The organism is Halorussus pelagicus, assembly GCF_004087835.1.
Lineage (GTDB): Archaea > Halobacteriota > Halobacteria > Halobacteriales > Haladaptataceae > Halorussus > Halorussus pelagicus.
The window spans coordinates 1,014,459-1,040,040 of the sequence record NZ_CP035119.1; the positions used below are offsets into that span (position 1 = coordinate 1,014,459).

Consider the following 25,582-nt stretch of genomic DNA (forward strand, 5'->3'; position numbering starts at 1 on the left):
GTCGCAAGTTCAACCTTTTTGGTACCCCCACGCATATTCTCGGATATGCGCGACCGTTCGGTCCAGTTCGAGAAGAAGCGACTCCTCGCGGTGCTGTCGGTACTGACCTTCGGCCTGACCTCGTTTTTCGCGGTCGTGGGTCTGGAGTTTCTGGTTCCGACGACGTTCGTCCTCGGGTTCTTCGTGGTCGTTCCGCTGGTCGCGCTCCTCGGCGATGCGCTCCCGATAGTCGAAAGCGAGACCGACGGCGTAGAGGTTGAGCGAGAATCGGCCGCTGACGGGCCGGTAGACGAACTCCGAAAGCGCTACGCGCGGGGCGAACTCACCGACGAGGAGTTCGAGCGACAACTCGAACGACTGTTGGAGACCGAAGACGTCGAGGCGACGAGGACGAGAGAGCGCGCATTCGACCGGGAGTAAGCGAACGCCGCCGAGAGAGAACGACGAGCGAGAGCGACCGGTCGGAGTCCCGATAGCCACGGCTACCGCTGTGGCGAACAGACGGCACGGACCGCCCGCGAGGAGGGCTGCCGTACTCCCGCTGGTCTCCCCGCGGCGACGTTCAGGTCACGGGTTGGGTTGGTCCCGCCTTCCGGTGTAAACGTTCGTGCGGCGACGGCGACCGTTCCGCCGATTTAAATACGTCGGCGATAGACGACGAACCGATGCGCGCGTTTCGAGTCGCCTACGACGGCCGCCCGTTTCGCGGGTTCCAGCGCCAACCCGACGTGCCGACCGTCGAGGACGCGATTTTCGACGCGGCGAACGCGCTCGGCGTCGCCGACGGGAAACCGGAGGGGTACGCTGCGGCGGGGCGAACCGACGCCGGAGTGTCGGCGGTGGCCCAGACCGTCGCGTTCGACTGCCCCGATTGGCTGACGCCCGCCGCGCTGAACAGCGAACTCCCCGCGAGCGTCCGGGCGTGGGCGAGTGCCGACGCGCCCGCGGCGTTCCACGCGACCCACGACGCCGAGTCGCGGGCGTACGTCTATCACTGCTACGCGCCCAACGCCGATTTCGGTCGGGCCGAGGACGCTCTCGCGGAACTCCGGGGAGAGAACGACTTTCACAATCTGACGCCCGACGACGAGAATACGGTCCGGGACCTGCACGGGGAGGTCCGGCGGGAGGGAGCGTATCTGGTCGTCACCCTGCGAGCGGGCGGGTTCGTCCGCGAGATGGTCCGCCGCGTGGTCTCGCTCGTCCGGGCGATAGCGACCGGCGACGCGCCGGTGGCGAAAGTCGAGCGTGTGTTGGGTCCCGAAAAAATCGACGGTCCAGAGGGCGTCGCGCCCGCTCCCGCGTATCCCCTCGTGCTGGTCGATGCCCGGTATCCGGCGCTCGACTTCGCGGTGGACGAGGACGCCGCCGCGAGCGCGCGCGAGATTTTCGAGGGGTTGCGCGAGGAGCGCACGACGGGCGCGCGAGTGGCGAACGAAATCACCCGGCGACTGTGACCGTCGTCTCGCTACTCCCACCCGTCAAGCCAGATACCGGCCGCCTTCAGCCCTCCTCGTAGTCGCCAGCGCGCTCGAACCCCGCGGCCACGAGGTCGGCCGCCCGACGCTCGCCCGGTGACCCGCCCATCCGGTCGCCGATTTCGGTCAGTTTCGCCAGGAACTCCCACGGGGAGTCGTCGCGCCAGGCCTCGCCGAGAGCGGCCGCTGTCTGGGGGTTCATGGTCGAGGAGTGCGGTCCCCGACGGTGAAAAGCCTCGGGCTAAGTGGTCTCGATTGCGGGGTTCGACGGTGAACATCCGCGAGAGGAGTGTAACTGCGAATCTCCGTCTGGAGGGGTAGGTTCGATAGAGCTAGCTTCAGGCGTGAGCCAATCAGACCGCTAGACCGACCGTACGCGCCAGATTGTGGCTGTAGACGAGCGCGGAATCGCGGCCGTCCGGGCGCGGACCCCTTGCGAACTGTCGGAACACGCATTCGGAATGACAAAGGCTTACATCCGCCGTTTCCTAACGGAGTGATATGAGTTCGGTTCCCGAACGGTCGGAGATAGACACCGAGTACAAGTGGGATTTAGAGAGCATCTACGCGAGCGACGACGAGTGGGAGTCGGCCTACGAGGAGGTCGAGGACCGCCTCGACGAGTTGTCCGCCTACGAGGGGCAGGTCACCGACGACGGCGAGACCCTGCTTTCGGTCCTCGAACTCCGAGAGGATATCTCCCGAACCGTCGAGAAAATCGCCAACTACGCCCGGATGCGCAAAGACGAAGACACCGCCGACCAGCACTATCAGGCGCTGGCCTCGCGCGGGATGTCGCTGGCCTCGGAGGCCAACAGCGCGAGCAGTTTCGTCGAACCCGAGATTCAGAGTCTCGACCGCGACGAACTCGACCACATGATCGAGGAGACTGACGGACTGGAGGTTTACGACCACTACCTTCATGACGTGCTTCGGACCGCCGAACACACCCGCTCGGCCGAAGTCGAGAACGTGCTAGCGGAACTCGGCGAGGTTACCGGCGCGTCGGGCGACATCTACAGCATGCTGATGAACTCCGACATGGAGTTCCCGACCGTCGAGAAACCCGACGGCGACTCGGTCGAGATTACCCAGAGCAACCTCACGAAGCTCCTGAAGAACTCCGACCGCGAGTTCCGCCAAACCGTCTACGAGGGCTTTTTCGACCGACTCGGCGAGTTCCACAACACCATCGGCACGTCCTACAAGAACAGCGTGAAGGCCGACGTGCGCCTCGCGCAGATTCGGGACTACGAGACCGCCCGCGAGGCCGCGATGGACGGTCCCAACATCCCCGCAGACGTGTACGACAACCTCGTGGGCACTGTTCGGGACAACCTCGACAAACTCCACCGCCACGCCGAACTGAAACGGGAGAGTCTTGGCGTCGATGAACTCCGGATGTGGGACCTCTACATGCCCATGACCGAGACCGAGACGCCGGATATCGAGTACGAGCAGGCCCGCGAATACGTCGTGGAGGCGCTGGGCGCGCTCGGCGACGACTACCAGAATCGCGTGAAGGAGGGCTTCGAGTCTCGATGGGTGGACGTGTACGAGACCGAGAACAAGCGCTCGGGCGCGTACAGTAGCGGCACCTACGACACCCAGCCGTTCATCCTGATGAACTATCAGGACGACATCTCCTCGATGTTCACGCTGGCCCACGAACTCGGCCACTCGCTTCACAGCCAACTCACCAGCGAGAACCAGCCCTACGTCTACGGCGACTACGAAATCTTCGTCGCGGAGGTCGCCAGCACCGTCAACGAGGCGCTGTTGACCCACCATCTGCTCGACACCGTCGAGGACCCGACCTTCCGGCGACACGTCCTCAACGAGTATCTGGAGCGGTTCCGCTCGACGCTCTACCGCCAGACCATGTTCGCGGACTTCGAGCATCAGGCCCACCAGTTGGTCGAGGACGGCGAGGCGCTGACGCCCGAGGCGGCCGACGAAATCTACGGCGACCTCAAAGCGGAGTTCTACGAGCCAGCGGTCGTGGACGACCGCATCGCCCGCGAGTGGGCGCGGATTCCCCACTTCTACCGGCCCTACTACGTCTACCAGTACAGCACTGGCATCAGCGCGGCCGTCGCGCTCGCCGACGGCATCTTAAACGAGGGCGAGGAGGCCGCCGACCGTTACCTCCAGTTCCTCCAGAGCGGGTCCCGAGAGTACCCCCTCGAACTGCTCGAAACCGCGGGCGTCGATATGTCCTCGCCCGAACCCATCCAGCGCGCCCTCGACGTGTACGACGACTACCTCGACGAGATGGAATCGCTCGTCTGAGGACGTACACGCGGTTTGTCCGACGACTCGTTTTCAATCGTTGGGAACGCGGGGTTCTATTTAATTAACCCGGACGTGTATAGCGCCGTATGAAAGACGGACCCCTCGCTCGCTACGAGTCGGCGCTCTGGTGGACGATGGACCGCCTCGGCGTCACCGAATCGGTCGAACGCAAGGTGTTGGCCGCGGTCGCCATTCAGTTCGTTATCTCGCTCGCGCAGGCCGTCCTGCCGTTTTTGGTCTCCGGTGTCGCCAGAATCGCGCTCACGGTCGCGCTCTTACTCGGGGCGGTCGTCGCGTTCGCTAACACCGTTCTCATCGCTCGCCGGGACATCACCAAACCCATCGAGGCGCTGGACCGGGCGGCCGACGCCATCGCCAACGGCGACCTCGACGCGCCGGTTCCCGAGGCCGACCAGCGCGACGAAATCGGCGGTCTCGTGGCGTCGTTCAGCGACATGCGGGCCTACCTCCGGGTCGTCTCCGAACAGGCCGCCGCGCTCTCCCGACAGGAGTTCGACGCGCCCGTACTGGAAGAGGAGGTGCCCGGCGAGTTCGGGGCCTCCTTGGACCGGATGGCCGAGAGTCTGCGGCAGTACACCGCCGACCTCGAAGCGACGACCGACGAGTTGGAGGCGACGACCGCCGACCTCGAACGCCGCTCGGAGAACCTCCAGCGACTCGTCGCGGCGTTCGGCGACGCCGCCGAGGACGCGAAGACTGGGGACCTGACCGCCACCATCGATGGCGACGTCGCCGAGGAGGACCTCCACGAGGAGGTCGTGGCGAACTACAACGCTCTGCTCTCGACGCTCGCGGACGCGGTGGGCGAACTCGCCGCGTTCGCCGACGAGGTGGCGACCGCCAGCGAGTCGGCCGACGCCGAAGTCCGGGAAGTCAGCGAGTCCAGCGACGAGGTGGCCTCGGCAGTCGGCGAGATTTCGGAGGGCGCGGCTCGCCAGACCGACCGCCTCAACGAGGCCGCCGCCGAGATGAACACGCTCTCGGCGACTATCGAGGAAATCGCCGCGTCGGCCGACGAAGTAGCCGAGACCGCGGGGACAGCGACCGACCGCGCGCGCTCGGGGCAGGAGGCCGCCCACGAGGCCGCCGCCGAACTCGACAAGGTCGAAGACGGCATCGACCGGACCGCTGAGGCGGTCGAGGAGTTGGTCGCCGACATCGCGGAGATCGACGAAGTGGTCTCGTTCATCGACCAAGTGGCGACCGAGACCAACCTGCTCGCGCTGAACGCCAGCGTCGAGGCGGCCCGCGCGGGCGAGCGCGGCGACGGGTTCGGCGTGGTCGCCGACGAGGTCAAGTCCCTCGCGGAGGAGACCGGCGAGGCCGCCGACGAGATTACCGACCGCATCGAGCGCATCCAGGCCGACTCCGAGGAGACGCTGGCGGACGTGCGCGAGACCCGCGAGCAGGTCACTCATAGCGTCGAGACCGTCGAGAACGCGCTCGGCGACTTCGAGGACATCGCGGACGTGGTGGGCGAGGTGGACGCCAGCGTCAGCGAAATCAGCGATGCGACTGACCAGCAGGCCCAGTCCGCCGAGGACGTGGTGGCGATGGTCGAGGAAGTCGCGGCCATCAGCGAGGAGACGACCGCCGAGTCCGAGACCGCGGCCACGGCGACCGACCAGCAGGCGACCGCCCTGTCGGGCGTCTCCGAGCAGTTGGCGTCGCTGGCGTCGAAAGCCGACGAACTCGACGCGCTTCTGGGCGAGTTCCGGCTTCCTGAGGGCGCTCACGGGGTCGAGACCGAGCGACGACCGGCGAGCGCGGACTGACGGCGACGAAAGGCTTTTTTGCGGTGAAACGTCCGAGACCCAAAGGCACTTTTAAGCGGGTGACCTACGCATGAGTAGCAACGATGTCGCGTAGCCCACCTCTCCCCGACCAACCGACACTCGAACTCGACCCCGAAATGACAGACCGGGAGCGGCTCGCGGCGCTCCGCGAACACTTCGCCGAGATCGTGGACGTGAACGACACGCTCGAAGCCCGACTCGACGACGCCCGCGAGCGCCGCGAAAACCTCGGTGACGAGGTTGACAGACTCGAACGAGAGAACGAGACGCTGAAGACCACCTCGCTGTACGTCGCCACGGCCGAGGAACTCACCGACGACGGTATCGTCATCAAACAACACGGCAACAACCAAGAGGTCCTGACCGAGGTCTCGCCCAAACTCCGCGAGCAGATAGAGTCGGGCGACCGCGTCGCGGTCAACGACTCGTTCACCGTCCAGACTATCTTGGAAGCCGAGAAGGACGCTCGCGCCCAAGCGATGGAGGTAGACGAGTCGCCGGAAGTCACCTATGACGAAATCGGCGGTCTCGAAGAGCAGACCCGCGAGGTCCGCGAAGCCGTCGAGCAACCGCTCGAAAACCCCGAGCAGTTCGAGGCGGTCGGCATCGAACCGCCCAGCGGCGTCCTGCTCCACGGACCGCCGGGCACCGGCAAGACGATGCTGGCGAAGGCCGTCGCCAACGAGACCGACGCCACCTTCATCAAGATGGCCGGGTCGGAACTCGTCCAGAAGTTCATCGGCGAGGGCGCGAAGTTGGTCCGAGACCTCTTCGAGTTGGCGAGCGAGCGCGAGCCAGCCATCGTCTTCATCGACGAAATCGACGCCGTGGCCTCCAAGCGCACCGACTCGAAAACGTCGGGCGACGCCGAGGTTCAGCGGACGATGATGCAACTGCTCAGCGAGATGGACGGCTTCGAGGACCGCGGCGAGATTCGCATCGTGGCGGCAACCAACCGCTTCGACATGCTCGATCGCGCCATCCTCCGCCCCGGCCGGTTCGACCGCCTCATCGAGGTTCCCGACCCCGACGCGGAGGCTCGACGCAAGATTCTCGAAATCCACACCCGCGACATGGGTCTCGCCGACGACGTGGACTTCGAGGCGCTGGCCGAGGAGACCGCGGGCAAGAGCGGCGCGGACATCGAGAGCGTGACCACCGAGGCGGGCATGTTCGCCATCCGCGACGAGCGCACGGAGGTCTGCCAATCCGACTTCGAGGACGCCCTCGACAAACTCGACGAGGACGACGAGACCGGTATCGTCACCAAGGGGTCGCTGCCGAGCTACGCCTACTGAGCGTCGGGGTTCGGGGAGTTCGACCTTTTTTCGCTTCCGACGAGCGACTTCTGGGCACGCGACGCTCGTCGGCGCGTTCTACAGCGTGCGCTCGGCGTGACACGTCTCGAAAACGACGGCAAGAAAACTCGGAGAACGCCCTCAGTCGTCGTCCACGACGACTTCGACCGGCCCTTCCTCGGCGGTCATCTGTTCTTGCTCGCCCTTGCGCTCGTGCCAGAGGAGCGTGCCCGCGACCGCCAGCACTATCCACGACCGCCAGTTGGCGAGGTTGAGCGTGTAGCCGATGCCGAATGGTTTCTCGACGAGCATGCCCTCGTCGGGTTTCCAGTACGACGAGAGCATTCGCCCGATGCTCGGTCGTTCGAAGTTGTACGGCATCCCGAATAGCTCGCCACTGCTGGGTTTGTCTGCCATATGAGAAGCCTACGTCGGAAAGGAATAAAGTGCTTTGGCTACGGCGTCGGGCACTCGGCGTCCGGAGCGAGGTTCGGCGTCGTATCGGGAAGAAGGATGTTCCTGCTGAAAGATGGCATTTAGCTATGACACGGACTGTGAAAACCAAGAAGCTAGCTTCAGGCGTGAGCCAATCATACCGCCACCGCACGGCACCGCACCGCGACGGCCACGTCCTCCCCAACCGATTGCGTTGTCTGCGAACCGCGTTCGCAGACTACTCATCCCTCGCGCGCTGATGGCGCGGCCACTCCGGGCCGCGCCAGCGCGCGCCGGAGTAGGACGTTAGGAGCGCGCCGCGGTGGAGCGATACCGCGCGCTCACGACTCCCGTCGGTCGGCGATGGCGTCGGCGTGGCGCTCCACGAGGTGGCCAAAGACCTCGGCCTCGCGGCGCTCCTGCTCGGCGGGCGGCGAATTGTCGCGCATCCGCACTTTGACCGCGCCGAGCGTCTCGGGGTCGTTGGCGGCGAGTTCGTCGGCGACCGCCCGCGGGTCGTCGGTCACGCGCGAGACGAGTCCCATCCGGCGGGCCTCCTCGGCGTTGACGGTCCGGCCAGAGAGCGCGAGGTCCAGCGCTTCGCCCTCGCCGACGATTCGGGGCAGGCGAACCGTCCCGCCCCACGCGCCGAACAGGCCGAGTTTCACGCCCGGTTCCGCGAAGGTGGCCGCGGGCGTGGCGACCCGGAGGTCCGCGGCGAGCGCCAACTCGACGCCGCCGCCCCGCGCCGCCCCGTCGATGCCCGCGACGACCGCGCTCTCGGCGTCCTCGATTGCGTCGGCGACGCGCTGGCCGCGCTCGGCGAATCGCTCGGCGGCCGCCCTATCGAGGTCGGCCACCACGTCGAGGTCCGCGCCCGCGCAGAACGCCGGACCCGCACCGCGGAGGTAGACGACCGGCTGGTCGGTCTCGCTCACGGCCGCTCCGAGTGCGTCGAGGGCGTCGGGCGTGAGCGCGTTGCGTCGCTTGGGCCGGTCGAGGGTCACGACACGGACTCGCTCGCGGTCCCGGATTCGAATCGCGGACGTATCAGAGTTCACGGCTGGTCACGTTCGCATCTCGAAGCCGGTTTCCAAAGGTCTTTGGCGATTCCGTCATAAGACCCGCATAATGGAAGCGGCCGTCCGGGCACGAAAAGCGGGACGACAGGCGGTGCGAGACGTGTCGCCCGACCCCCTCCGCGAACGAATTGGTAACTTACTTGACGAGTCAGCGATGGTGCCGGGGGTGCTGGCGCTCGCGTCTGCACGCGCAGTCGAGGGCGCAGGTCCGGCACCCACCGACGCCGGACCGGTCGGCATCGAAGAGCGCGCCGCTGGCGTCCAACTCATCTACGAGGGACTGCGCCTCACGCGGGCGCTCGCCGACGACCCGCCGTGGGAGCGCGACCAGCACCACACCGAGAGCAACATCGACATCCTCGCGGCCGACGTGATGGTCGCCCGCGGATTCTCCCTGTTGGCTCGGACCGAGGCGGCCGACAAGGCCGTCGAGACCGTTCAGTCGTTCGGCCACGACGAGACCGACGGCCAGCAGGGCCGGACGGTCCCGGCGCGCGCGCTGGAGACCGACGTTTTCGAACTCGCGGTGGTCGCGGGAACCACCGCGTTCGGCGCTAATCCCTCCGACGCGCTGGTGGCCTACGCCGGGAATCTCGCCGAGTCGCTCGACGGCGACCGTCCGGAGGCCCCCGACTCGGTTCCCGAGGCAGTCGAACAGGCGGTCACCGATGCGCCGAACCCCCAGCGGTTCGGCTCGGCCGACGACCCTCAACCGTCGGCGACCGACCCGTGACCCCCGCTCCCTGTCCCGAATCGAAACACCTAAACAGGTTTCCGGGCATACGATGAAATGCGTCGGAGAGACGCGGTGCGCCTGGGTAGCTTAGAGGTAAAGCGCGTCCTTGGTAAGGACGAGAGCCCGGGTTCAAATCCCGGCCTAGGCTCTTCTTGCGGATAACTGTTCTTTGGAGAGTGTCGTCTCTTTCCCACCGCGAAAACGGTCGAGCCGTCGCTTCTCGACCTACATCGTCGGTCCGGCGTCGAAGACCGCGGGGTTCTTTTCGCTCTCGGCGGTTCGTCTCGCCTGCACGAGGTTGCTACTCGTCCCGTCCGCGTGCGCCCGACGATTCGTCTCGCCCGCTGACGACCGGATACGTCTCGGGCACGGCGAACCCGCTTTCTCGAAGGCGTTCGGCGTCCTCGACTAAATTGTGGTAGAACGGTTTGCCCCGGTCGGTCAGATACGCCGCGCCGTACCGGATGAGGTCGCCCCGAATCGTCTCGCCCGCGACGGTCACCTCGGCGGTCCGATAGCGCTCCGCGAAGTCGGGGTCCGAGAGGTCGAGTCTCGCGGGGAGGTCCACCCGCGGCAGGTCGTGGGCGACCGCCATGTTCCGGTAGGCGAACGCCGCGTCGAGACCGCCAGCCTCCAGCGTCCGGAGGAGTTGGGTCTCGGGGAACACGTCGGCGTTCGCCCGGATGTCCGCGGCGGGCGCGCCCTCTCGGCCCGCGAGGTCGAGCGCGAGTAGGGTCCGATAGCCCAGCGGGTCGCGGGCGGGGTCGGTCCGCCCGACCGCGATGTCGTCGCGCGCGAGCGCGGTCCGCCAGTCGTCCCGAATCGCGTCGGCGAACTCCGAGTCGGGATCGTAAACCACCGTCAGCGCGTTGCTTGCGAAGACGGCGTGCCACCCCGCGAACTCCGAGACGAGTTCGGGGGCCGCGAGCGCGAGCGCGTCGGGGTCGCGCGCCCCCGACCGGACCAGTTCGGCCGCCGCCAGACTCCCGTGGGCCTCGGTCGTCGCTCCGTCCACCTCGCCCGCGACGGTCTGGAGGCTTCCGGCGACCAGCGCGCTCGCCGGGCCGGAGTCCGTCGGCGTTGCTCCAGTCGCGTCGCTCTGGGTTCGGAAGTCCGACCCTGTGATGCGGACTCCGAGCGCGCCGCCAGCGACTGCGCACCCCGAGAGCAGGAGGGTTCGTCGTCTCACGTCGGAGTATCGTCGCCGGGGTCACAAAAAGAGGTGTCGGTGTTCGAGACGTTTGAGGACCACCGTCGCGGTCCCGACGAGTAGGTGTTAGAGGTCGAGCGCGCGGTGTGAGGAAAACGGCGCTTCTCGTCTACGAAGTCGTCGAGACGCCACTCTCCGCACTCGGCTTCCGCCAGTAGTAGAGACCGACGTTGAGCAGGACGCCGACGGCGAGCAGGCCCCAGTTGAACCACGGGTTGTTGTACCAAATCACGTCGATGCCGAACGACTGGCGGTAGAGCGGCCAGAGCGGTTCGACCGCCTCCGCGATATCCGGGGCCGAAAGCATGTCGGCGAAGACGTGCGCGACGCCGGAAACGAACACCATCACGAACCCGAGCGAGTAGGCGTTCGCTTCCGCGGCGTCCGAGAACCACTCGGAGTCGTCCAGCGTCGTCTTCAGCACCCAGCCGACCAGCGGGCCGACGACGGCCGCGAGGATGGTGACCGTGAACACGGTGTGGAAGACGCCGTGGTGTTTCACCGTCGGGAGCCAGTTCGAGAGAACGAGGTCCACGTCGGGCATCATTCCGAACCAGAAGCCGACCCCGACGAACGTCGCGGCGGTCTTCCGGCGGTCGATGACGAACCACGCGGGTGCGAGCCAGATGAGCGCCATACCGAGGTGTCCGGACACGTCTACCATGTCCGAAACGTCGGGAGAGTCGTTCATACCCTTGGTGGCAGTTCGACCACGCCCCCGATTCCGTCGCTCGACCTCGCCGTTCGACAACGGGCGCGGGAGTCCGGGCATGTCCGTAACGACCGGCGAGCGGCCGGTAGCCGTGACTCCGAACAGGTTCGACGGCCGTTTTCACTGCGTGGGAATCAGGGCCACCTCCATTTATGTAGCCCGAAAAGTGCAAGTGACGATGAACCGAGACACCCTTGACCGACGGACGATGTTGAAGACGATGGCCGCTGGCGCGGCGACTATGACTATTGCTGGCTGTTCGAGCGGCGGTTCGGGAGACAGTAGCGACGGCGATTCCGAGGGCGAGAATTCGGACGGCGACGGCGACTCCGGAGGCGACAGTTCCGGAAGCAACTCGATGAGCTTCGACGGCTGGTTCGACAACGTATCGAACTACGACAGCGTTAGCGACAAGACCGGAAGCTCCGAGGTAACCGTCAAGGTCGGCGCTGAAGGCAACAACGGGAACTTCGCGTTCGGTCCCGCCGCGGTCAAAGTCTCGACGGGGACGACGGTGGTCTGGGAGTGGACCGGCAAAGGTGCCGTCCACAACGTTGTCGCCGACAACGGCGACTTCGAGAGCAAGCAGACCCAAGAGGAAGGGTTCACGTTCAAGCAGACGTTCGACAGCGCGGGCACGTACAAATACTACTGCACGCCCCACAAGGCGATGGGCATGAAGGGCGCAATCGTCGTAGAGTAACCACTCACTACATCGAACCCATCGAACCGTTCCGGCAGAATCAGGGCTACGACATCAACGAGGGACTGGTCAATCTCCTCGTCTTCTCACATGCCCCAAACACCGACCTCGACGGGATCGGCGACAACATCGACTCCGGCTGTCACCAAGACGACGTTCCGACAGCCTGTGGCTACTCCCGGTCGCTTACTAGCTGTACGAAACTCGGCGTCGAACAGCACATGCAGGATAACTTCTGAGGTAGCGTTCGACCGCTAAGAAATCAGACGGAGGAGTCTCGTTTACCCCCGACGTACTCCTTGACGATTTTCTCCTCGACTCTGTGTAGCGTCTCGCTCGCGGTCGATTTCGCCACGCCCGCCACCTCTGCCAGTTCGGTCAGCGAACACTCCCGCGGGGTGTCGTAGTAGCCTTCGTTGACGGCGGCAGAGAGGAGTTCGCGCTGGCGCTGGGTCAACAGACTCTCGGAGTTGACCATCTCGCGGACGTACTCCACGTCGAACTCCATCCCGAAGGCTTGGAGTTGCGTGGTGAACGACGACAACCGGTCGCGCGAGGCGGTGAGTTCGACCTCGGCCTGCCCGCCCGCGATGGTGAACGGAAGTTCCAGCGGGAGACCAGACTCCTGCACCGAGAACAGCAACAGCGGCGCGGTCGTCTCGAACTCCACGAGGGCCGAGTCGTCGGAGGCTTGCTGGAGGTCGAGTCGGGTGATGTCCTCGCGGTCTTCCATCGCGGTCACGACCGCCGGGAGGTCTTCGGCCGAGATTTCGAGCAGGCCGACGCCGGTCTCCTCGGCGGGGAAGGCCGCGAGGACGCGGAACTCGGCCTCGGGGTGGGCCATCGAAACCTCCGAAATCCACACGTCTTCGGGGAGCGTGATGTGTAGCTTCGCGGTTGGCATCTCTGTGTGCTCCTTCCGGACCCACGCCCGGATAAGCCTTCCCGAACATGTTCGTAATCGTTGGTGCCGTTCCCGCCGCTCCGAACGAACGTATTCGGGACAACACCGGTGGGCCGCATAGCCCCCGTATGCAGACCCGCTTCACCGAGCGAGCGGTCGAGCGCACTGACGAGAACGTCGTCCTGACCGCCATCTGGCGCGAAAAGTAGAATCGTCGGGACGGCCCGCCCGCAACGGAGTTACCGCATCTCGTCGCAGTCGATGTACGACCCTTCTTCAGCGGTTATCCACTCGGTCACGAGCACCTCGTCGTCGGCCGCTGGCGGGAAAAGGGTGCATTCGTCGGGTCGCTCGTCGTGTTCCTCCACGACCGCCCGGAGACCGAAGTGACGGTCGGAGGGCGATTCCTCGGTCGGCAGCGAGTAGTCGTCAGGGTCGGGGAAAGCGACGTTGGACATAGTTGGAGCGGGGGAACGGCGGTTCAGTTGTCGGAACTGGCGTCTATCGCGGTGTCGATGGCCGACGAGTCGGCGTCAGCGTCGGCGATATCGACGGTCAACACGGGCACCGACGAGAGCGTAACGACCTTCTGAGAGACGCTACCGAGCATGTTTCGCGTCGGGTCCGACCCGTGCGTGCCCATGACCACGAGGTCGGCGTCGCGCTCCTCGACCGACGCCAGAATCTCGTCGGAGGGGTTGCCCTCCCGAATCTCGGTCGAAACTGACGACTCCGCGGCGTCGAACGCGGACGCGATGTCGTCGGTCGCGCGCTCGCCCTCCGCCCGGAGTTGGTCGGTCACGTCGGGAATCCGGTCGTCGTCGAGCGTCAGGAACGCTCGGTCGTCCACGACGTAGAGGACGTGAACGTCCGCGCCGCGACGCTCGGCGATGTCGCGGGCGTGTTCGACCACCGTCTCCATTGCTTCGCTCCCGTCGGTCGGAAGCAACAGCGTATCGTACATCACGTTCGTTACTCTGTCGTTGGAGGGTATATATTAGGGGCGTTGTTCTCACGCGATGAAAACGACGGGCGGTCGTCCCGACGACCGCTCGATTCCGCGGTCGAACTCTCGACTCGCGGGGTTGAGCCGGACATAAAATCCAAACTGGTAACTTTTACCGGATTCTGGGAACTGTATATGCAACTAAATACTGGTAATACCAACATTCAGTCATGAGCATACTTGTTCCCTTCGACGGGTCGGACCTCGCAGTTGCCGCGCTCGTGCGCGCGACGACGCTCGGTGACGCCTTCGACGAGACCGTCGTCGCAGTCACCATCATCCCGGAGAGAGACGCCGAGTACGCCCGCGACCACGACTGGCTCGGCCCGAACGAAGAGTTCGACATGGGCGAGATAGTGGCTCAACTCCACGAGCAAGTCGCCGACGTCGCGCCCGAAGCCGACTTTCACCACGAAGTCGTCGGCCGGTACGCCTCCGCGGGCCGCATCGCCAAGAAACTCCGACGGACCGCCAAGAGCGCCGACGCTTCGCTGGTGGCCATCGGGAGCGACAACGCCGGGCACATGGTCTCGTCCATCCACAGCGTCGGCAGTTCCGTCGCGTCCGACGAGGCGTTCGACGTACTCATCGTCCGGAGTTCGCTCCCGCCCGACGCCTCGCCCACCGACTCACCGGGGTGGTAGCCGGATTGGCAGCGACCGAACCTCGCCCTCGGCCGCGCGCTGGCCGATTTTCAGCACTTGGGAATCGGTGGCCTGTTATACCCTCTCGGACCGCCAAGCGACATCTGTAGGAGTGATTCGCTATGGCCACCGACACGTCCAACTTCCGAACCGAAGCGAACGTCTTCGAGAGCGACCTCGGGGGCGTCACCGTCCGAGGGAGAGCACATAGCCTGAGCGCGTGGTTCGTCCTCGCGCTCCGCCTGATGATCGGCTACGCCTTCTTGGACTCGGGATGGACCAAGATTACGGCCGCCGAACCGTTCAGCGCGGCGGGCTACCTCACCAACGTCACGGCCGCCAGTCCCCTGTCGGGCCTGTTCCACTGGATGGGCCAGACCGCGTGGTTCGTGGAGTTCGTCAACGTCGCGGTTCCGTGGGGCGAGTTCCTCATCGGCGTCGCCCTGCTCGTGGGTGCGCTAACGCGCCTCGCGGCGTTCTTCGGCGCGTTCATGATGTTGCTGTTCTACTTCGGCAACTGGGACGTTGCCCACGGCGTCGTGAACGGCGACCTCGCGTACATGATGGTGTTCCTCGCGGTGGCGGCGTTCGGCGCGGGCCGCCTCCTCGGACTGGACGCGCTCATCGAGAAGTACGACGCTGGCGGCGAGTGGCTGGTCGAAAAGTACCCGAAACTTCGGTACGTCCTCGGGTGAGCGGTGCGGGCGACCGACGACGGCCGCGGGACGAGCCTTCCCGGCCACAGATTTACTGTCTCCGAGATACACATCGAGAGTATGACAGTACAACCTTCTGACAGCGACGAGTCGTCGGTACGGTTGGCGGAACGGACGTGGACGGAAATCGAGCGCGAACTCGAAGACGGGACGCGAACCGCGGTGGTAGCCGTCGGGTCGGTTGAGCAACACGGACCGCACCTCCCCGTGGTGATGGACGCGCTCACTGGCGACGAACTCGCCGAGCGAATCGCCGACGAACTCGGTGACGCGCTGGCCGCACCGACGATTCGGCCCGGCTGTTCGGGCCACCACATGGAGTTTCCCGGCACCATCACGATTCCGCCCGAGACCCTGATGGACCTGATTCGGGGGTACTGCCGGTCGCTGGACGAACACGGCTTCGAACACGTCGTCCTCGTCCCCACCCACGGCGGCAACTTCGCGCCGGTCAACACCGTCGCGCCGGAACTCGGCCGGGAACTCGACGCGAACGTCGTCGCGCTCGCGGACCTTCCCGAACTCATGGAGTTACAAAACGAGGGACTTCGGGACGCGGGCGTCGAGTACGAGCAACCGGTCGTTCACGCCGGAGCGGTCGAGACGGCCATCGTGCTGGCCGTCGCAGAGGAACTGGTCCGGACCGACGAACTCGAAGCGGGCCACGAGGGAGAGATTTCGACGGCCCGACTCCTCAGCGAGGGGTTCGCGTCCATCACGGAGAACGGCGTCCTCGGCGACCCGCGAGAGGGGACCGCCGAGGCCGGGGAGGCGATTTTAGAGCGGATAGCGAACGCCTACGTCGAGCGAATCGAGCGCGAGCGAGCGGCGGTCTGACTCTCACTCGGCGTACAGCGAGTAGAGGATGATGGCGAACCCGACCGCGGTGAGCGCGCTCTCGACGGCGAGCGCCGACGTTCCGGCGGTGTCCAGCAGGCGGTCCACGACGCCCGCAAGGAGCGACCCGAGCGTGACCGCTCCGAACCCCAACGCCAGCGCCCTGAGCGGTGGCGACCCCGTCCGTCGGTACGCCTTGAACGCGAAGTAGGTGATGAGACCGCCGAGGACGAGCGTGATCGTCTTGAGCGCGACGACGGTTGAGGTGATGTGAACCATCGTCAGGTCTCCTTGCGGACCTCGGCCCAGAGGCCCGCGAGCTGTTCTTCGGCCGACTGGGTCGGCCGGGTAATCGACACCTCGAACTGGCGCTGGTCGTCCAGAAACACCGATACCTCTTCGAACGCCACGGTGTACTCCGAGGTGTGGTGGCCGTCGTTCCGGATGGCGGTCTTCTCGGTGAGAATCGAGGCGTCGGTGAGACGTTCTAGCTTGCGATACGTAGTCGAAGTCGGAATGTCACACTGAGAGGAGATCTCGCTGGCGGTCATGGGTTCGTCGAGTTGGCGGACGATCCGACGGCATTCCGGGTCGTCCAAGGCGTCGAGGACCGGTTGAAGTTCCGGTAAATCGCTGTCTCCAAAAGGTTCGCGGACCATCTACCGGGTTTCGCCGTGACAGAAGTATAAGCCGTTCGACTTCGAAGCCGGGCGGGGACGGGTACAACTGACTGCAACGCTCTGCAACGAACACCCCAATGGGTATACGAAGACCCAGTAGCGTGAGCGAAGTCGTTACGATACCGTTCGCAACACTATGCCCGACCCCACCACGGCGAGTGCGAGACCTGGACAGCGTACACCGTCAGCGAAGCCCGTGAATCGCTTCACGAGGGGATAGACGTGGTCCTGCTCGACGGGCACGTCTCGCGCTGAGGGCATCCTCGTCTTGTGGTGGCGCGACAGTCGGACCGGACCCATCCGACGCGAACGCTTTTGTCGCTACTCGGAGTAGGCGTACCCATGCAGTTTGTTATCGTTGGTTCAGGACGGGTCGGACTGCGAACCGCCCGCATCCTTCAGGAGGAGGGCCACGGGGTTACGCTCGTGGAGAACGACGCCGAAAAGGCCGAACACGCCCGAAAAGAGGGTTTTCTGGTCGTCGAAGGGGACGGAGCCAGCGAGGAGATTCTCGAACAGACCGACCTCGGTACTGCCGACGCCGTCGGCGGTCTGACCGGCGACCTCAACGTCAACTTCGCGGCGTGCATGATCGGCAAACACCACGGCTGTCGGACGGTCTTGCGAATCGACGAGGACTACCGCGAGGACATCTACCACAAGTTCGCCGACGACGTGGACGAGGTGGTCTACCCCGAACGCCTCGGCGCGGCCGGAGCCAAGACCGCACTGCTCGGGGGCAACTTCAGCGTCATCGCCGACCTGACGGCAGAGCTACAACTAATGACCGTCGTCATCTCCGACGACTCGCCGGTCGTCGGCAAGCGGGTCAGCGCGGTGGAACTCCCCGAGGACGCGCGCATCTACGCCCACGGCAGAGCGCGCGAGCGCATGACGATTCCGCTCCCGAACGCCACCGTCGAGGGCGGCGACCAACTCGCGCTCATCGCCGACCAGACCGTGCTGTCGGCGGTCCGCGAGCAGTTACAGGGCGAAGCGGCCGACTGACGGTGCGAAGAAGCTGAGTCGCGGAGAGAGGTACAAGCTCCCGAAAAATACGGCGGAGGGCAGTGGGTAGCGCGAGGTCAGTGGTTGGCACCCCGAGACGAGAACTTTCGTGGGAGGGTTGGTGACACTCTGGCGAGAGGCCAACTCGCCGCCATAGCCTCCGGCACCGTCGGGACGCCGACCGGGAGACTGCTGCACGCTTCGCGCCCGAGCCGCCGGGCGCGTTCACTACTTTGGCGGATTCGGACTTTGTTATGGGGCATCTGACCGCGACGTAGGCTTCGACACGTCGGCGACTGCGGTCGGTCAACTACGGTCTGTCGCACTCGTAGGCGGTGGTTACTCGGCGGAAACTCCTCGTTCGCGCGCCAAATGGGGAGTGGGAGAGGGTGTGGGAGAGTGGTGGTGTGCCGGGCGCGCGGTGTGGGAGGATGGGGGAGAGGCCGTCAATGCGCGCCCAATCGGGGCTGTGAACGGTAGGAACTTAAAACTACGTCAGACGGACGCCGGACGAGTGCGAGTGTGCCGTCCCGCGGTTCTGCGACTCCGGGGCGTCGATTCGGAGCGTCGGGTTGCCGAGTGGCTCACCTTCAAGGTCGGTCGGCCCGAGTCGCCAGACATGCACGGAACCGGCGTACCGCTGATTACGCCTTTCGACGCGGACGGAAACCTTGACGAACGGCGACTCCGCGAAGTCGTCCGGTGGGTCGAGGACGGCGGTGTAGACTTCATCGTCCCCTGCGGGTCGAACAGCGAGGCCGAACTGATGAGCGTCGAGGAGCGCGCTCGCGCGGTCGAACTGGTCACCGATGAGACTGAGCTGCCCGTCCTCGCGGGCACCGGCCACCCCGGTCTGAGCGAGACGCTCCGCCAGACCGACCTCGCTGCGGAGGCCGGTGCGGACGCCGCGCTGGTCGTGACGCCGTTTTACTACGACCACGACGACGAGGCGCTGGAGACCTACTACCGCGAGGTGGCCGACGAGAGTCCGATTCCGGTCTACCTCTACAGCGTGCCAGCCTACACCGACGTGACGCTCGACCCCGCCGTCGTCGGGCGACTCGCGGCCCACGACAACGTCGCCGGAATGAAAGATTCGAGCGGCGACGTAGAGACGTTCCAACGCGAGCGCAGACTGACCGCCGACGAGGAGTTCGACCTGTTCGTCGGGAGCGGAAGCGTCTACGCCCACGCGCTCGCGTCGGGCGGCGACGGCGGCATCCTCGGACTGGCGAACGTCGCGCCCGAGCGCGCCAGCGAGATTTTCAAACTCCATCAGGCGGGCGAGGACGCTACTGCCCGGCAACTCAACGCCGAACTGGTCGAACTCAACCGCGCGGTGACCTCGCGGTTTGGCGTGCCGGGCGCGAAGGCCGCGATGGCCGAGCGCGGCGTCGATGCGGGGTATCCGCGCAAGCCCCACCGAGAGGTCGGCGACGACGTGCGCAAGGAAATTGTGTCCCTCGTGGACGAGATGACGCCGTAGGAGGAGAGGTTCGATTTTACCTCGTCACCGTGACGTTCGCGTCGGTTCCCGACGCGCTCAGTCGGTCAACGGCGTTTGCTCCGCCAACAAAGACGACGACCGTCTCGTCGCTCACCCGCTCGAAGCGGAACCGTCTCTCGCCCGCGTCCCACTCGCGTTCGCCGACGCTGTCGCCGCGACGGTCCATGTACGCCGCGAACGCGTCGGTGAACTCGGTGGCATTGCGTTCGTCGTCCCAGCGAATCGTCCAGACGTAGCTCCGCTGGTTCGACTCGTTCGCGTCGTAGTCCCACACGGTTGCGAGACTGTCGTTCCCCCACCCGGCCGCCGCGCGGGCGGCCCGCGACTCGGTAAGTTGTCCGCCGAGCATGCTTCGGACGAATAGCTCGCCGAGGGTGTCTCGCTGTCCGGTCTCGCCGCCGTCGCCGGGTTCGACCGTCACGGTGAGCGGCGCGGGGCGTTCCTCCGAACGGTTATCGTGTATCAACTGTTCGGTCGTCTGCGGTGGCTGTCGATACACGTCGGGTAGGTTCACCGGCGAGTCGAGAGTCCGGTCGAAATACCGTCCGCCGAAGACGTAGGGACCGAGAACGTACCGCATGAGTGGGCGAGATTGTCGATACTCGCGGGCGAATCGTCGAATCTCGCTGTCGTTGTCGAGATAGCGGTCGGCGTACGCCTCCGAGACGGACACCGCTGTTCCCTCCCGCATCGCTCGTCGGAGTTGTACCGCGTCGGTCGTCTCGCCCTCGACGAACCTCGTCATCGATTGGTCATACCGCTCGTCGGTGTACGTCACGGCGTGTGCGTATTCGTGGGCGAGAGCGAGTTGCAACTGGGATTCGGTCGTCGCGTTAGCGGGTCTCCCGTCGTGAAGGACGACGATGACCTCGTGAGCATCGGGGTTGTAAACCGCCGTTGGGGGAGAAGCCGTGGCGTCGTTCACGCCGAGTAACACCCCGTGGAAGGGGTGCGGAAGGCTGTATTCGCTCTCCCCAAATCGCGTCGCGTTGACGGTCCGGAGCGACGGTTGCGAGACGTTGCTGTCGAGGAGCGTCGCCACCCGGTCGTACACGCGACTCTCGTTCATCGGGAGCGCGTCCGGTCCGGCGCTGGGCGTCTGCGTTTCCAGTGTGGACTGCTCGGTCTTCGGACCCGGCGTTACCGACGCCGTACAGCCCGATAGAACGAGCAGAAGTGCGCAGACGACGGAGGCACGTCGCATATCCAGTCAATCAATTGTGGCAAGGAAAAGGGTTTAGTTTCAATCAAATTCGAAAGCGAACGCTTCCGGCAGTTCACTCCCCCTTTGAGAGCGTCTGCAAGACGCCGCTGACGAAGGGCCGCGGGTCGTCCAACCGCAGAAAGTCGAACCGTGGCTGTCGAACCACCGACTCGCCGATTTCCCACGCAGTCTCGCCGAGTCCGGGTCGCTCGACGTACGGCGACTCGTCGTTGAGGACGCTGGTGAGGTAGCCGAGTTCGCCGTAGAGCAGGTGACTCCCGACGCCGAGTTCGTAGTCGGGGTCGATGTCGGCTTGGCGGCCTTGCGACTGAAGCCAGTAGTACAGCGGGAAGTCCGCGCCCGCCCGGACTGTCGAGGGGAGCGACTGCCACATTCGGGGGTTGATTTCGGTCAGGTAATACTCGCCAGTCTCCTCGTGTTCCATGTACTCGATGCAGGCCAATCCGTGCCAGTCGAGTGCGCCGAGCAGGTCGCGGGCGACTGCTTCGAGGTCCGGGTCGTACATCGATTCCCGGTACACGCCGCCGCCGCCGGTGTAGGAGTTGCCCCGAATCTGGCGGTGCTGGAACGTGGCGACCGGATCGCCCTCGTCGTAGAGGGCCGCGAACATGTACTCGTCGCTGGAGGGGACGAACTCCTGCACGATGGGGACGTGGTTCATCTCGGCGACCAACTCGTCGCGGTCGGGTTCCTCGTCCGGCCGGACGTGCGTGACGTGGTTGACCTCCTCGCAGTCGTCGGGCGCGTGGGTATCGACGTAGCGGTCGGCGAGCAGGTTGTACCGCGATTTGATGATGTGGTCGCCGGTCCAATCGTCCACGTCGTCGAGCGACCGAGTTTCGGGCACCGGGACGCCCGCGGCCTCGGCGGTCTCGGCGAGTTTCACGCGGTCGTGAACGCGCTCCAGCGCGTCCATCGGCGGGACTTCGACGGCCGCGCGCTCGGCGAACTCCTCGCGGTAGCGCGACAGGAGATAGGCGTCGTACTCCCGAATCGGAATCACGCACTGCACGTCCTCGCGCGCGGCGAGACCGAGGAGCGCGTCCTTGTACGCCAGCAGGTCGTGGTCTGGCGAGGGGAGCCGGGGCGTCTCGTCGCAGAACCGCGAGGCGAACACCGGAACGCGGTCGTGTTCCGAGGCCGCGATGGTGCGGACGCCGCGCCGACTCAGCGACCGCAGGCATGGGTAACTGTACGGCGCGACGCCCGTGGGTACGAGGACCGAGGGCGCGTTGGTGTCAAATGAGGGCATATGCTCGCGTTCGAAGGCCTTGCGTTTTAGTATGTGCTGGCAACCCGGATTTTCAGTCGCTTCAGGGAGGTCTTTCGGCGTCGTAGGGTCGGTTTACGATGTGGGAATTCGGTTGTAGCCTACTCTCGCGGACTCGCTCGCGTCGCGGTCGCCTTGAACGACGCCACCACCTCCGACCCCGCCCGGAGGTCCAGTTTCTCGACGCTCGACATCGTGACCAGCGCGGCGAGTGTCGCGTCTCCCTTCACGTCCACGAGGACGCGCGCGACCTGCTCCCCGGCGTCGATTGCCGCGACGGTCCCCGAGAATCGGTTCCGGGCGCTCGTTGCTTCCGCCGCCGGAGCGTCGTCGGGCGCGTGGAGCGTCACGGCGTCGGCTCGGACGGCGACCTGCACGACCTCGGCGTCGGTCTCGGGCGCGAGCGCGCGGACCCGTCCGGCCGGGGTCTCGACGGTGGCCAACTCGCCCTCGCGGGCGACAGTGGATCCCGAGAGGACGGTCTCGTCAACTTCGGCGGTGCCAGTGAACTCCGCGCGCAGTCGCTCGAATCTAGCCAGCAAGTCGCGGGCCTCGTCGGTGAGTCGGGAGCCGCCACCGCCCGACCCGCCGCGCTGGCGGACCACCAGCGGCCCGAGCGCGTCTTCGAGCGCGGTGAGTCGCTGGTGAGCGCGCGAGTACGACCGACCGAGCGCGTCCGCGGCGCGGTTGAGCGACCCCTCCGCGTCGATTGTCCGGAGGAGTTCGGCGTCGGCGGCGTCGAACTCCACCTCGTCGGCCCGGAGGTGGGCCTCGAATCCGGCGTCCATGCCCGTACGCAGGAGGCGTACGAGCAAAACCGTTATCTCTCGGGCGATAGAACGAGGGGTTATGTCTCAAGAGGAACAACGCTCCCGTCGCAGTTTACTGAAGGCGACCGGGGCGCTTGGCGCGGTCGGACTCGCGGGATGTATGGGTAGTCAGTCAGGTGGCGACGAGACGACCGCCGAGGGCGCTGGCGGAGACACCGCTTCCGGCGCCGACTCGATGACTATCTTCCACGCGGGGAGTCTCGCGCCGCCGTTCAGCGCGGCCGAACCGGACTTCGAAGACGAGTACGGCGTCGCGGTCGAGCGCGAGGCCAAGGGGTCAGTCGGTTCGACGAAGAAGATAACGACGCAGGGCCGGAACGCCGACGTGCTGGGCGTCTCGGACTTCCGGCTCATCCGGGACATGCTCCTCGATGAGTACGGCAGTTGGTACGCCGTCTTCGCCACGAACGCGATGTCGCTCCAGTACCGCGAGGACTCGCCCGGCGCGGACGAAATCGGCCCGGACAACTGGTGGGAGATTCTCTCGCGCGACGACGTGACCATCGGCCACAGCGACCCGGCGGTAGACCCCGGCGGCTATCGGGCGGTCATGTCGATGCAGTTGGGCAAAGAGCAGATGGACGGCGAGCGACTCTACGACCAGCAGACCTTCGAGAAGATTCGGGACAACATGACCGTCCCGACCGGGACCGAGACCAAACTGGAGGGCCAACTCAAGTCCGGCAAACTCGACTACGCGCTCTACTATCGCTCTATCGCCTCCCAGTCGGGACTGCCCTACGTGGACCTCCAGCCTCACGTCGATCTCTCGAAACTGAACCAGACGTACGCCAGCCACTACGCGAAGGCCAAAGTCGAGGCTGGCGGAAACAGCTACGTCGGCGCGCCCATCGCTTACGGCATCACGGTGCCGAGCGTCGCCGAGGCACCCGTCAGGGGTGCCCAGTGGGTCGAGCATATGATAACCGACCCCGGCCGGAAGGCCTTGGAGAGCAAGGGCCTGATTCCCAAGCAACCGGCGGTCGTCACGAAGGACGGCGACGTGCCCGACCGCGTGGCAAAACACGCCGAAGCAAAGACTTCAGTGGGTCCGCTCGAACTGTAGACCGTGAGTACCGACACGGAGGCGGGGAGCGAGGCTCGCACGTCGCGGGGAGCGACCGCCCCGGCCGCCGGACTCCGCGACCGACTCGGCACCGGCACCGCGATTCTGGCGGTCGTCTCGGTTCAGCTCGTCGCGTTCGCGGCCGCGGTGGCGGTCGGCTATCCCGGCGCGTACGCCGGGTTCGCGGTCCTCTCGGCGGCGGCGCTCGCGGTCGCCCGCGACCGCGGCACCTTCGGCGTCCTCGCGGCGACGCTCGGGACCGTCCTGTTGGTCGCGCTCGGCCTGCCGCTTCTGATGATGGTCGCGCGCCAGAACCCCGCCACGGTCGCGGAGATGGCCGCCGACCCCGGCGTCCAGCAGGCGCTGTATCTCTCGGTGTACGCGCCCCTCCTCGCGGCGATAGCGAGCGTCGCGCTCGGGGTCCCGCTCGCGCTCGTCCTCGCTCGCGGCTTTCCGGGCCAAGCGCTCGTCGAGAGTCTGGTGGACCTTCCGCTGGTGGTCCCCCACAGCGTCGCCGGTCTCGCCATTCTGTTTGGCTTCGGGAAGGGCGGCGCGTTCGGCGGCGTGCAGTTCACGATTCCAGTCATCGACTTCACGTTCAAATTCACCGTCCTCCAGACGATGCTCGGGATGGTGCTGGCGATGACGTTCGTCTCCGCACCGTTCGCCGTGAACGCGGCCCGTGAGGCGTTCGAGTCGGTCCCGACGCGCGTCGAGTGGGCCGCCCGGACCCTCGGCGCGAACCGCTTCGAGACGTTCCGGCGCGTCACCGCCCCGCTGGCGTGGCGCGGCGTCCTGACCGGCGGCGTGCTGGCGTGGGCGCGGGCGGTCTCGGAGTTCGGCGCGGTCGCCATCGTCGCCTACAGCGTGGACTTCTTCTACCTGCCCGAGGGCGAGACCGCGAGCGCCCAGCACGCGCCCGTGTTCATCTACAACACGTATCTCTCGTCGGGTCTCGAACAGTCGGGGGCGGTCGCGGTCCTCCTACTGGCGCTCTCGGCGGTCATCTTCCTGCTGGTCCGGACGGTCGCCTACGACGACGGAGGGTGGCCCTGATGTTGGAAATCGACGTGTCGGCGACGTTCACCGCCGAGGGTGCCGACCAGTTCCGCGTCGCGGCCGACCTCTCGGTCGCTGACGGCGAGACGCTGGTCGTCCTCGGGCCGAGCGGGTCGGGAAAGAGCCTCCTGCTCGAAACCGTCGCGGGATTCCACGACCACGAGGGTCAAATCGCGCTCGCGGGCCGCGATTTGACCGACCAATCCCCAGAAAACCGCGGTCTTGGTTTCGTCTTCCAAGACTACGCGCTGTTTCCCCACATGTCGGTCCGGGAGAACGTCGCCTTCGGCGGGAAGTACCACGACACCCGCGACCCCGACGAGTTGCTCGCGGAGTTCGGCGTGGCGGATTTGGCCGAGCGCTACCCGCCGACCCTCTCGGGCGGAGAGTCCCAGCGAGTCGCGCTGGCCCGCGCGCTCGCGGTCCGACCCGACGCCTTCCTGCTTGACGAACCCCTCTCGGCGCTGGACGTGCCGACTCGCCAGACGCTCCGAGAGGTGCTGGCCGACGTGCTGGCCGACGAGACGGCGATGTACGTCACGCACAACCGGACGACGGCGCGGGCGGTCGCCGACCGCGTGGCGGTCATCCGCGGCGGCGAAATCGTCCAGAGCGGCGCGCCGGACGCAGTGTTCGAGCGCCCCGACACGCCCTTCGTCGCCCGATTCACGGGCGCGAACTGCCTCGAACTCGACGAGGGCGCGCTCGCAGTTCCGGACGGACACCTTCGTTTCGACCCGCCAGACGAGTCGGCCGCGAGCGACGACTCGCCCACGCATCTCGCGGTCCGGCCCGAACACGTCGAGTTGGACCCCGCGGACCCCGACTTCACAGTCCCGATAGAGCGCGTCGTCCGCGAGGACGGCCGGTACCGAATCGCGCTCGACGTGGCGGGCCAGCGACTGGACGCCTACGCCGCCGGACCGCTCGGAAGCGAGCGGTCCGGCAGTCGAGCCGAGGGAGACGACTCGCCCAAGAGTGAGGAGGTCGGCGTCGCGCTCCCCCGAGACCAAGTGACCCTGCTCGCTGACAGCTAGGGATTCACCCACTTCGAGCCGACGACG

Annotated in this window: 27 protein-coding genes, 1 tRNA gene and 1 pseudogene; 16 read left to right on the forward strand and 13 right to left on the reverse strand. The window is 66.0% G+C overall.

Annotated features, from left to right (window positions below; translation table 11 throughout):
• Positions 1–45: 45 nt before the first annotated feature.
• Positions 46–420, forward strand: a complete 375-nt coding sequence (locus EP007_RS05200; protein WP_128476644.1) for an SHOCT domain-containing protein — start codon at positions 46–48, stop codon at positions 418–420.
• Positions 421–665: 245 nt separating this feature from the next.
• Positions 666–1,457 (forward strand): tRNA pseudouridine(38-40) synthase TruA, encoded by a 792-nt coding sequence (gene truA / locus EP007_RS05205; RefSeq protein WP_128476645.1) that lies wholly within the window; start codon positions 666–668, stop codon positions 1,455–1,457.
• Between the two features lie 64 nt (positions 1,458–1,521).
• Here the strand turns inward: truA and EP007_RS05210 are convergent.
• Positions 1,522–1,680, reverse strand: a pseudogene (locus EP007_RS05210) (aminopeptidase); the annotation flags it as partial.
• A 299-nt stretch (positions 1,681–1,979) separates the two neighbouring features.
• On the opposite strand from EP007_RS05210, the gene pepF reads away from it, so the two are divergent.
• The 3 genes from pepF to pan2 all read left to right on the forward strand — a co-directional run bounded on the left by pepF (position 1,980) and on the right by pan2 (position 6,888).
• Entirely contained in the window at positions 1,980–3,770 is a 1,791-nt protein-coding gene (gene pepF, locus EP007_RS05215; protein ID WP_128476646.1) for an oligoendopeptidase F, read from the forward strand.
• 89 nt (positions 3,771–3,859) lie between these two features.
• On the forward strand, positions 3,860–5,569 hold the full coding sequence (locus EP007_RS05220; RefSeq protein WP_128476647.1) for a methyl-accepting chemotaxis protein: 1,710 nt from the start codon (positions 3,860–3,862) through the stop codon (positions 5,567–5,569).
• Between the two features lie 83 nt (positions 5,570–5,652).
• Positions 5,653–6,888, forward strand: coding sequence for a proteasome-activating nucleotidase Pan2 (pan2, locus tag EP007_RS05225; RefSeq protein ID WP_128476648.1), 1,236 nt, complete (start codon positions 5,653–5,655; stop codon positions 6,886–6,888).
• Positions 6,889–7,029: 141 nt separating this feature from the next.
• Here the strand turns inward: pan2 and EP007_RS05230 are convergent, their stop codons facing one another.
• Both EP007_RS05230 and EP007_RS05235 read right to left on the reverse strand, forming a co-directional pair.
• Positions 7,030–7,305, reverse strand: a complete 276-nt coding sequence (locus EP007_RS05230) for a DUF5808 domain-containing protein (RefSeq protein WP_128476649.1) — start codon at positions 7,303–7,305, stop codon at positions 7,030–7,032.
• 359 nt (positions 7,306–7,664) lie between these two features.
• Positions 7,665–8,384, reverse strand: coding sequence for an enoyl-CoA hydratase/isomerase family protein (locus tag EP007_RS05235; RefSeq protein ID WP_243700445.1), 720 nt, complete (start codon positions 8,382–8,384; stop codon positions 7,665–7,667).
• A gap of 70 nt (positions 8,385–8,454) precedes the next feature.
• On the opposite strand from EP007_RS05235, the gene EP007_RS05240 reads away from it, so the two are divergent.
• Positions 8,455–9,138 carry a DUF7114 family protein gene (locus tag EP007_RS05240; RefSeq protein ID WP_128476650.1) on the forward strand — a complete coding sequence of 228 codons (684 nt, stop codon included), beginning with the start codon at positions 8,455–8,457 and terminating at the stop codon, positions 9,136–9,138.
• Positions 9,139–9,217: 79 nt separating this feature from the next.
• Positions 9,218–9,289, forward strand: a tRNA-Thr gene (locus EP007_RS05245).
• A gap of 153 nt (positions 9,290–9,442) precedes the next feature.
• Here the strand turns inward: EP007_RS05245 and EP007_RS05250 are convergent.
• The gene (locus EP007_RS05250; protein WP_128476651.1) at positions 9,443–10,330 is read right to left on the reverse strand and encodes a substrate-binding domain-containing protein; all 888 of its coding nucleotides are present in this window, start codon (positions 10,328–10,330) and stop codon (positions 9,443–9,445) included.
• Positions 10,331–10,460: 130 nt separating this feature from the next.
• Positions 10,461–11,015, reverse strand: a complete 555-nt coding sequence (locus EP007_RS05255; protein ID WP_128476652.1) for a metal-dependent hydrolase — start codon at positions 11,013–11,015, stop codon at positions 10,461–10,463.
• Positions 11,016–11,241: 226 nt separating this feature from the next.
• Here EP007_RS05255 and EP007_RS05260 point away from each other — a divergent pair, with 226 nt between their 5' ends.
• On the forward strand, positions 11,242–11,766 hold the full coding sequence (locus EP007_RS05260) for a halocyanin domain-containing protein (RefSeq protein WP_128476653.1): 525 nt from the start codon (positions 11,242–11,244) through the stop codon (positions 11,764–11,766).
• A gap of 262 nt (positions 11,767–12,028) precedes the next feature.
• Here EP007_RS05260 and EP007_RS05265 read toward each other — a convergent pair whose 3' ends face one another.
• The 3 genes from EP007_RS05265 to EP007_RS05275 all read right to left on the reverse strand — a co-directional run bounded on the left by EP007_RS05265 (position 12,029) and on the right by EP007_RS05275 (position 13,634).
• A complete protein-coding gene (locus EP007_RS05265) occupies positions 12,029–12,670 on the reverse strand; it encodes a helix-turn-helix domain-containing protein (protein ID WP_128476654.1) in 642 nt (213 codons plus the stop codon).
• Between the two features lie 239 nt (positions 12,671–12,909).
• Positions 12,910–13,128: a DUF7511 domain-containing protein gene (locus tag EP007_RS05270; RefSeq protein ID WP_208023552.1), complete on the reverse strand. Its 219-nt coding sequence runs from the start codon at positions 13,126–13,128 to the stop codon at positions 12,910–12,912.
• Positions 13,129–13,151: 23 nt separating this feature from the next.
• Complete coding sequence (locus tag EP007_RS05275; RefSeq protein ID WP_128478505.1) at positions 13,152–13,634, reverse strand: universal stress protein; 483 nt, start codon at positions 13,632–13,634, stop codon at positions 13,152–13,154.
• A gap of 212 nt (positions 13,635–13,846) precedes the next feature.
• On the opposite strand from EP007_RS05275, the gene EP007_RS05280 reads away from it, so the two are divergent.
• The 3 genes from EP007_RS05280 (at position 13,847) to EP007_RS05290 (ending at position 15,873) form a co-directional block, all read left to right on the forward strand.
• On the forward strand, positions 13,847–14,320 hold the full coding sequence (locus EP007_RS05280; protein ID WP_128476655.1) for a universal stress protein: 474 nt from the start codon (positions 13,847–13,849) through the stop codon (positions 14,318–14,320).
• 122 nt (positions 14,321–14,442) lie between these two features.
• A complete protein-coding gene (locus tag EP007_RS05285; RefSeq protein ID WP_128476656.1) occupies positions 14,443–15,015 on the forward strand; it encodes a DoxX family protein in 573 nt (190 codons plus the stop codon).
• Positions 15,016–15,096: 81 nt separating this feature from the next.
• The gene (locus tag EP007_RS05290) at positions 15,097–15,873 is read left to right on the forward strand and encodes a creatininase family protein (RefSeq protein WP_128476657.1); all 777 of its coding nucleotides are present in this window, start codon (positions 15,097–15,099) and stop codon (positions 15,871–15,873) included.
• 3 nt (positions 15,874–15,876) lie between these two features.
• On the opposite strand, the gene EP007_RS05295 is transcribed toward EP007_RS05290, so the two are convergent.
• Together EP007_RS05295 and EP007_RS05300 are read right to left on the reverse strand one after the other, a co-directional pair.
• Entirely contained in the window at positions 15,877–16,152 is a 276-nt protein-coding gene (locus EP007_RS05295) for a DUF7521 family protein (protein WP_128476658.1), read from the reverse strand.
• A gap of 2 nt (positions 16,153–16,154) precedes the next feature.
• Complete coding sequence (locus tag EP007_RS05300; protein WP_128476659.1) at positions 16,155–16,532, reverse strand: winged helix-turn-helix domain-containing protein; 378 nt, start codon at positions 16,530–16,532, stop codon at positions 16,155–16,157.
• Positions 16,533–16,895: 363 nt separating this feature from the next.
• Between EP007_RS05300 and EP007_RS05305 the strand changes: the two genes are divergently transcribed.
• Together EP007_RS05305 and EP007_RS05310 are read left to right on the forward strand one after the other, a co-directional pair.
• Complete coding sequence (locus EP007_RS05305; RefSeq protein ID WP_128476660.1) at positions 16,896–17,561, forward strand: potassium channel family protein; 666 nt, start codon at positions 16,896–16,898, stop codon at positions 17,559–17,561.
• Between the two features lie 619 nt (positions 17,562–18,180).
• On the forward strand, positions 18,181–19,047 hold the full coding sequence (locus tag EP007_RS05310; RefSeq protein ID WP_128478506.1) for a dihydrodipicolinate synthase family protein: 867 nt from the start codon (positions 18,181–18,183) through the stop codon (positions 19,045–19,047).
• A gap of 16 nt (positions 19,048–19,063) precedes the next feature.
• On the opposite strand, the gene EP007_RS05315 is transcribed toward EP007_RS05310, so the two are convergent.
• The 3 genes from EP007_RS05315 to EP007_RS05325 form a co-directional block, all read right to left on the reverse strand.
• Complete coding sequence (locus EP007_RS05315; protein ID WP_128476661.1) at positions 19,064–20,272, reverse strand: hypothetical protein; 1,209 nt, start codon at positions 20,270–20,272, stop codon at positions 19,064–19,066.
• 73 nt (positions 20,273–20,345) lie between these two features.
• Complete coding sequence (locus EP007_RS05320; RefSeq protein WP_128476662.1) at positions 20,346–21,545, reverse strand: carboxylate--amine ligase; 1,200 nt, start codon at positions 21,543–21,545, stop codon at positions 20,346–20,348.
• A 119-nt stretch (positions 21,546–21,664) separates the two neighbouring features.
• On the reverse strand, positions 21,665–22,351 hold the full coding sequence (locus EP007_RS05325) for a TOBE domain-containing protein (protein ID WP_128476663.1): 687 nt from the start codon (positions 22,349–22,351) through the stop codon (positions 21,665–21,667).
• 61 nt (positions 22,352–22,412) lie between these two features.
• Here EP007_RS05325 and EP007_RS05330 point away from each other — a divergent pair, with 61 nt between their 5' ends.
• From EP007_RS05330 to EP007_RS05340, 3 genes are read left to right on the forward strand one after another with little or no spacing between them, the layout of a single operon-like run.
• A complete protein-coding gene (locus EP007_RS05330; RefSeq protein ID WP_128476664.1) occupies positions 22,413–23,459 on the forward strand; it encodes an extracellular solute-binding protein in 1,047 nt (348 codons plus the stop codon).
• 3 nt (positions 23,460–23,462) lie between these two features.
• Positions 23,463–24,515, forward strand: coding sequence for an ABC transporter permease (locus EP007_RS05335; protein ID WP_128476665.1), 1,053 nt, complete (start codon positions 23,463–23,465; stop codon positions 24,513–24,515).
• Positions 24,515–25,555 (forward strand): ABC transporter ATP-binding protein, encoded by a 1,041-nt coding sequence (locus tag EP007_RS05340; protein WP_243700447.1) that lies wholly within the window; start codon positions 24,515–24,517, stop codon positions 25,553–25,555. Before EP007_RS05335 ends, EP007_RS05340 begins: the two co-directional genes overlap by 1 nt.
• The last annotated feature ends 27 nt before the right edge of the window (positions 25,556–25,582 follow it).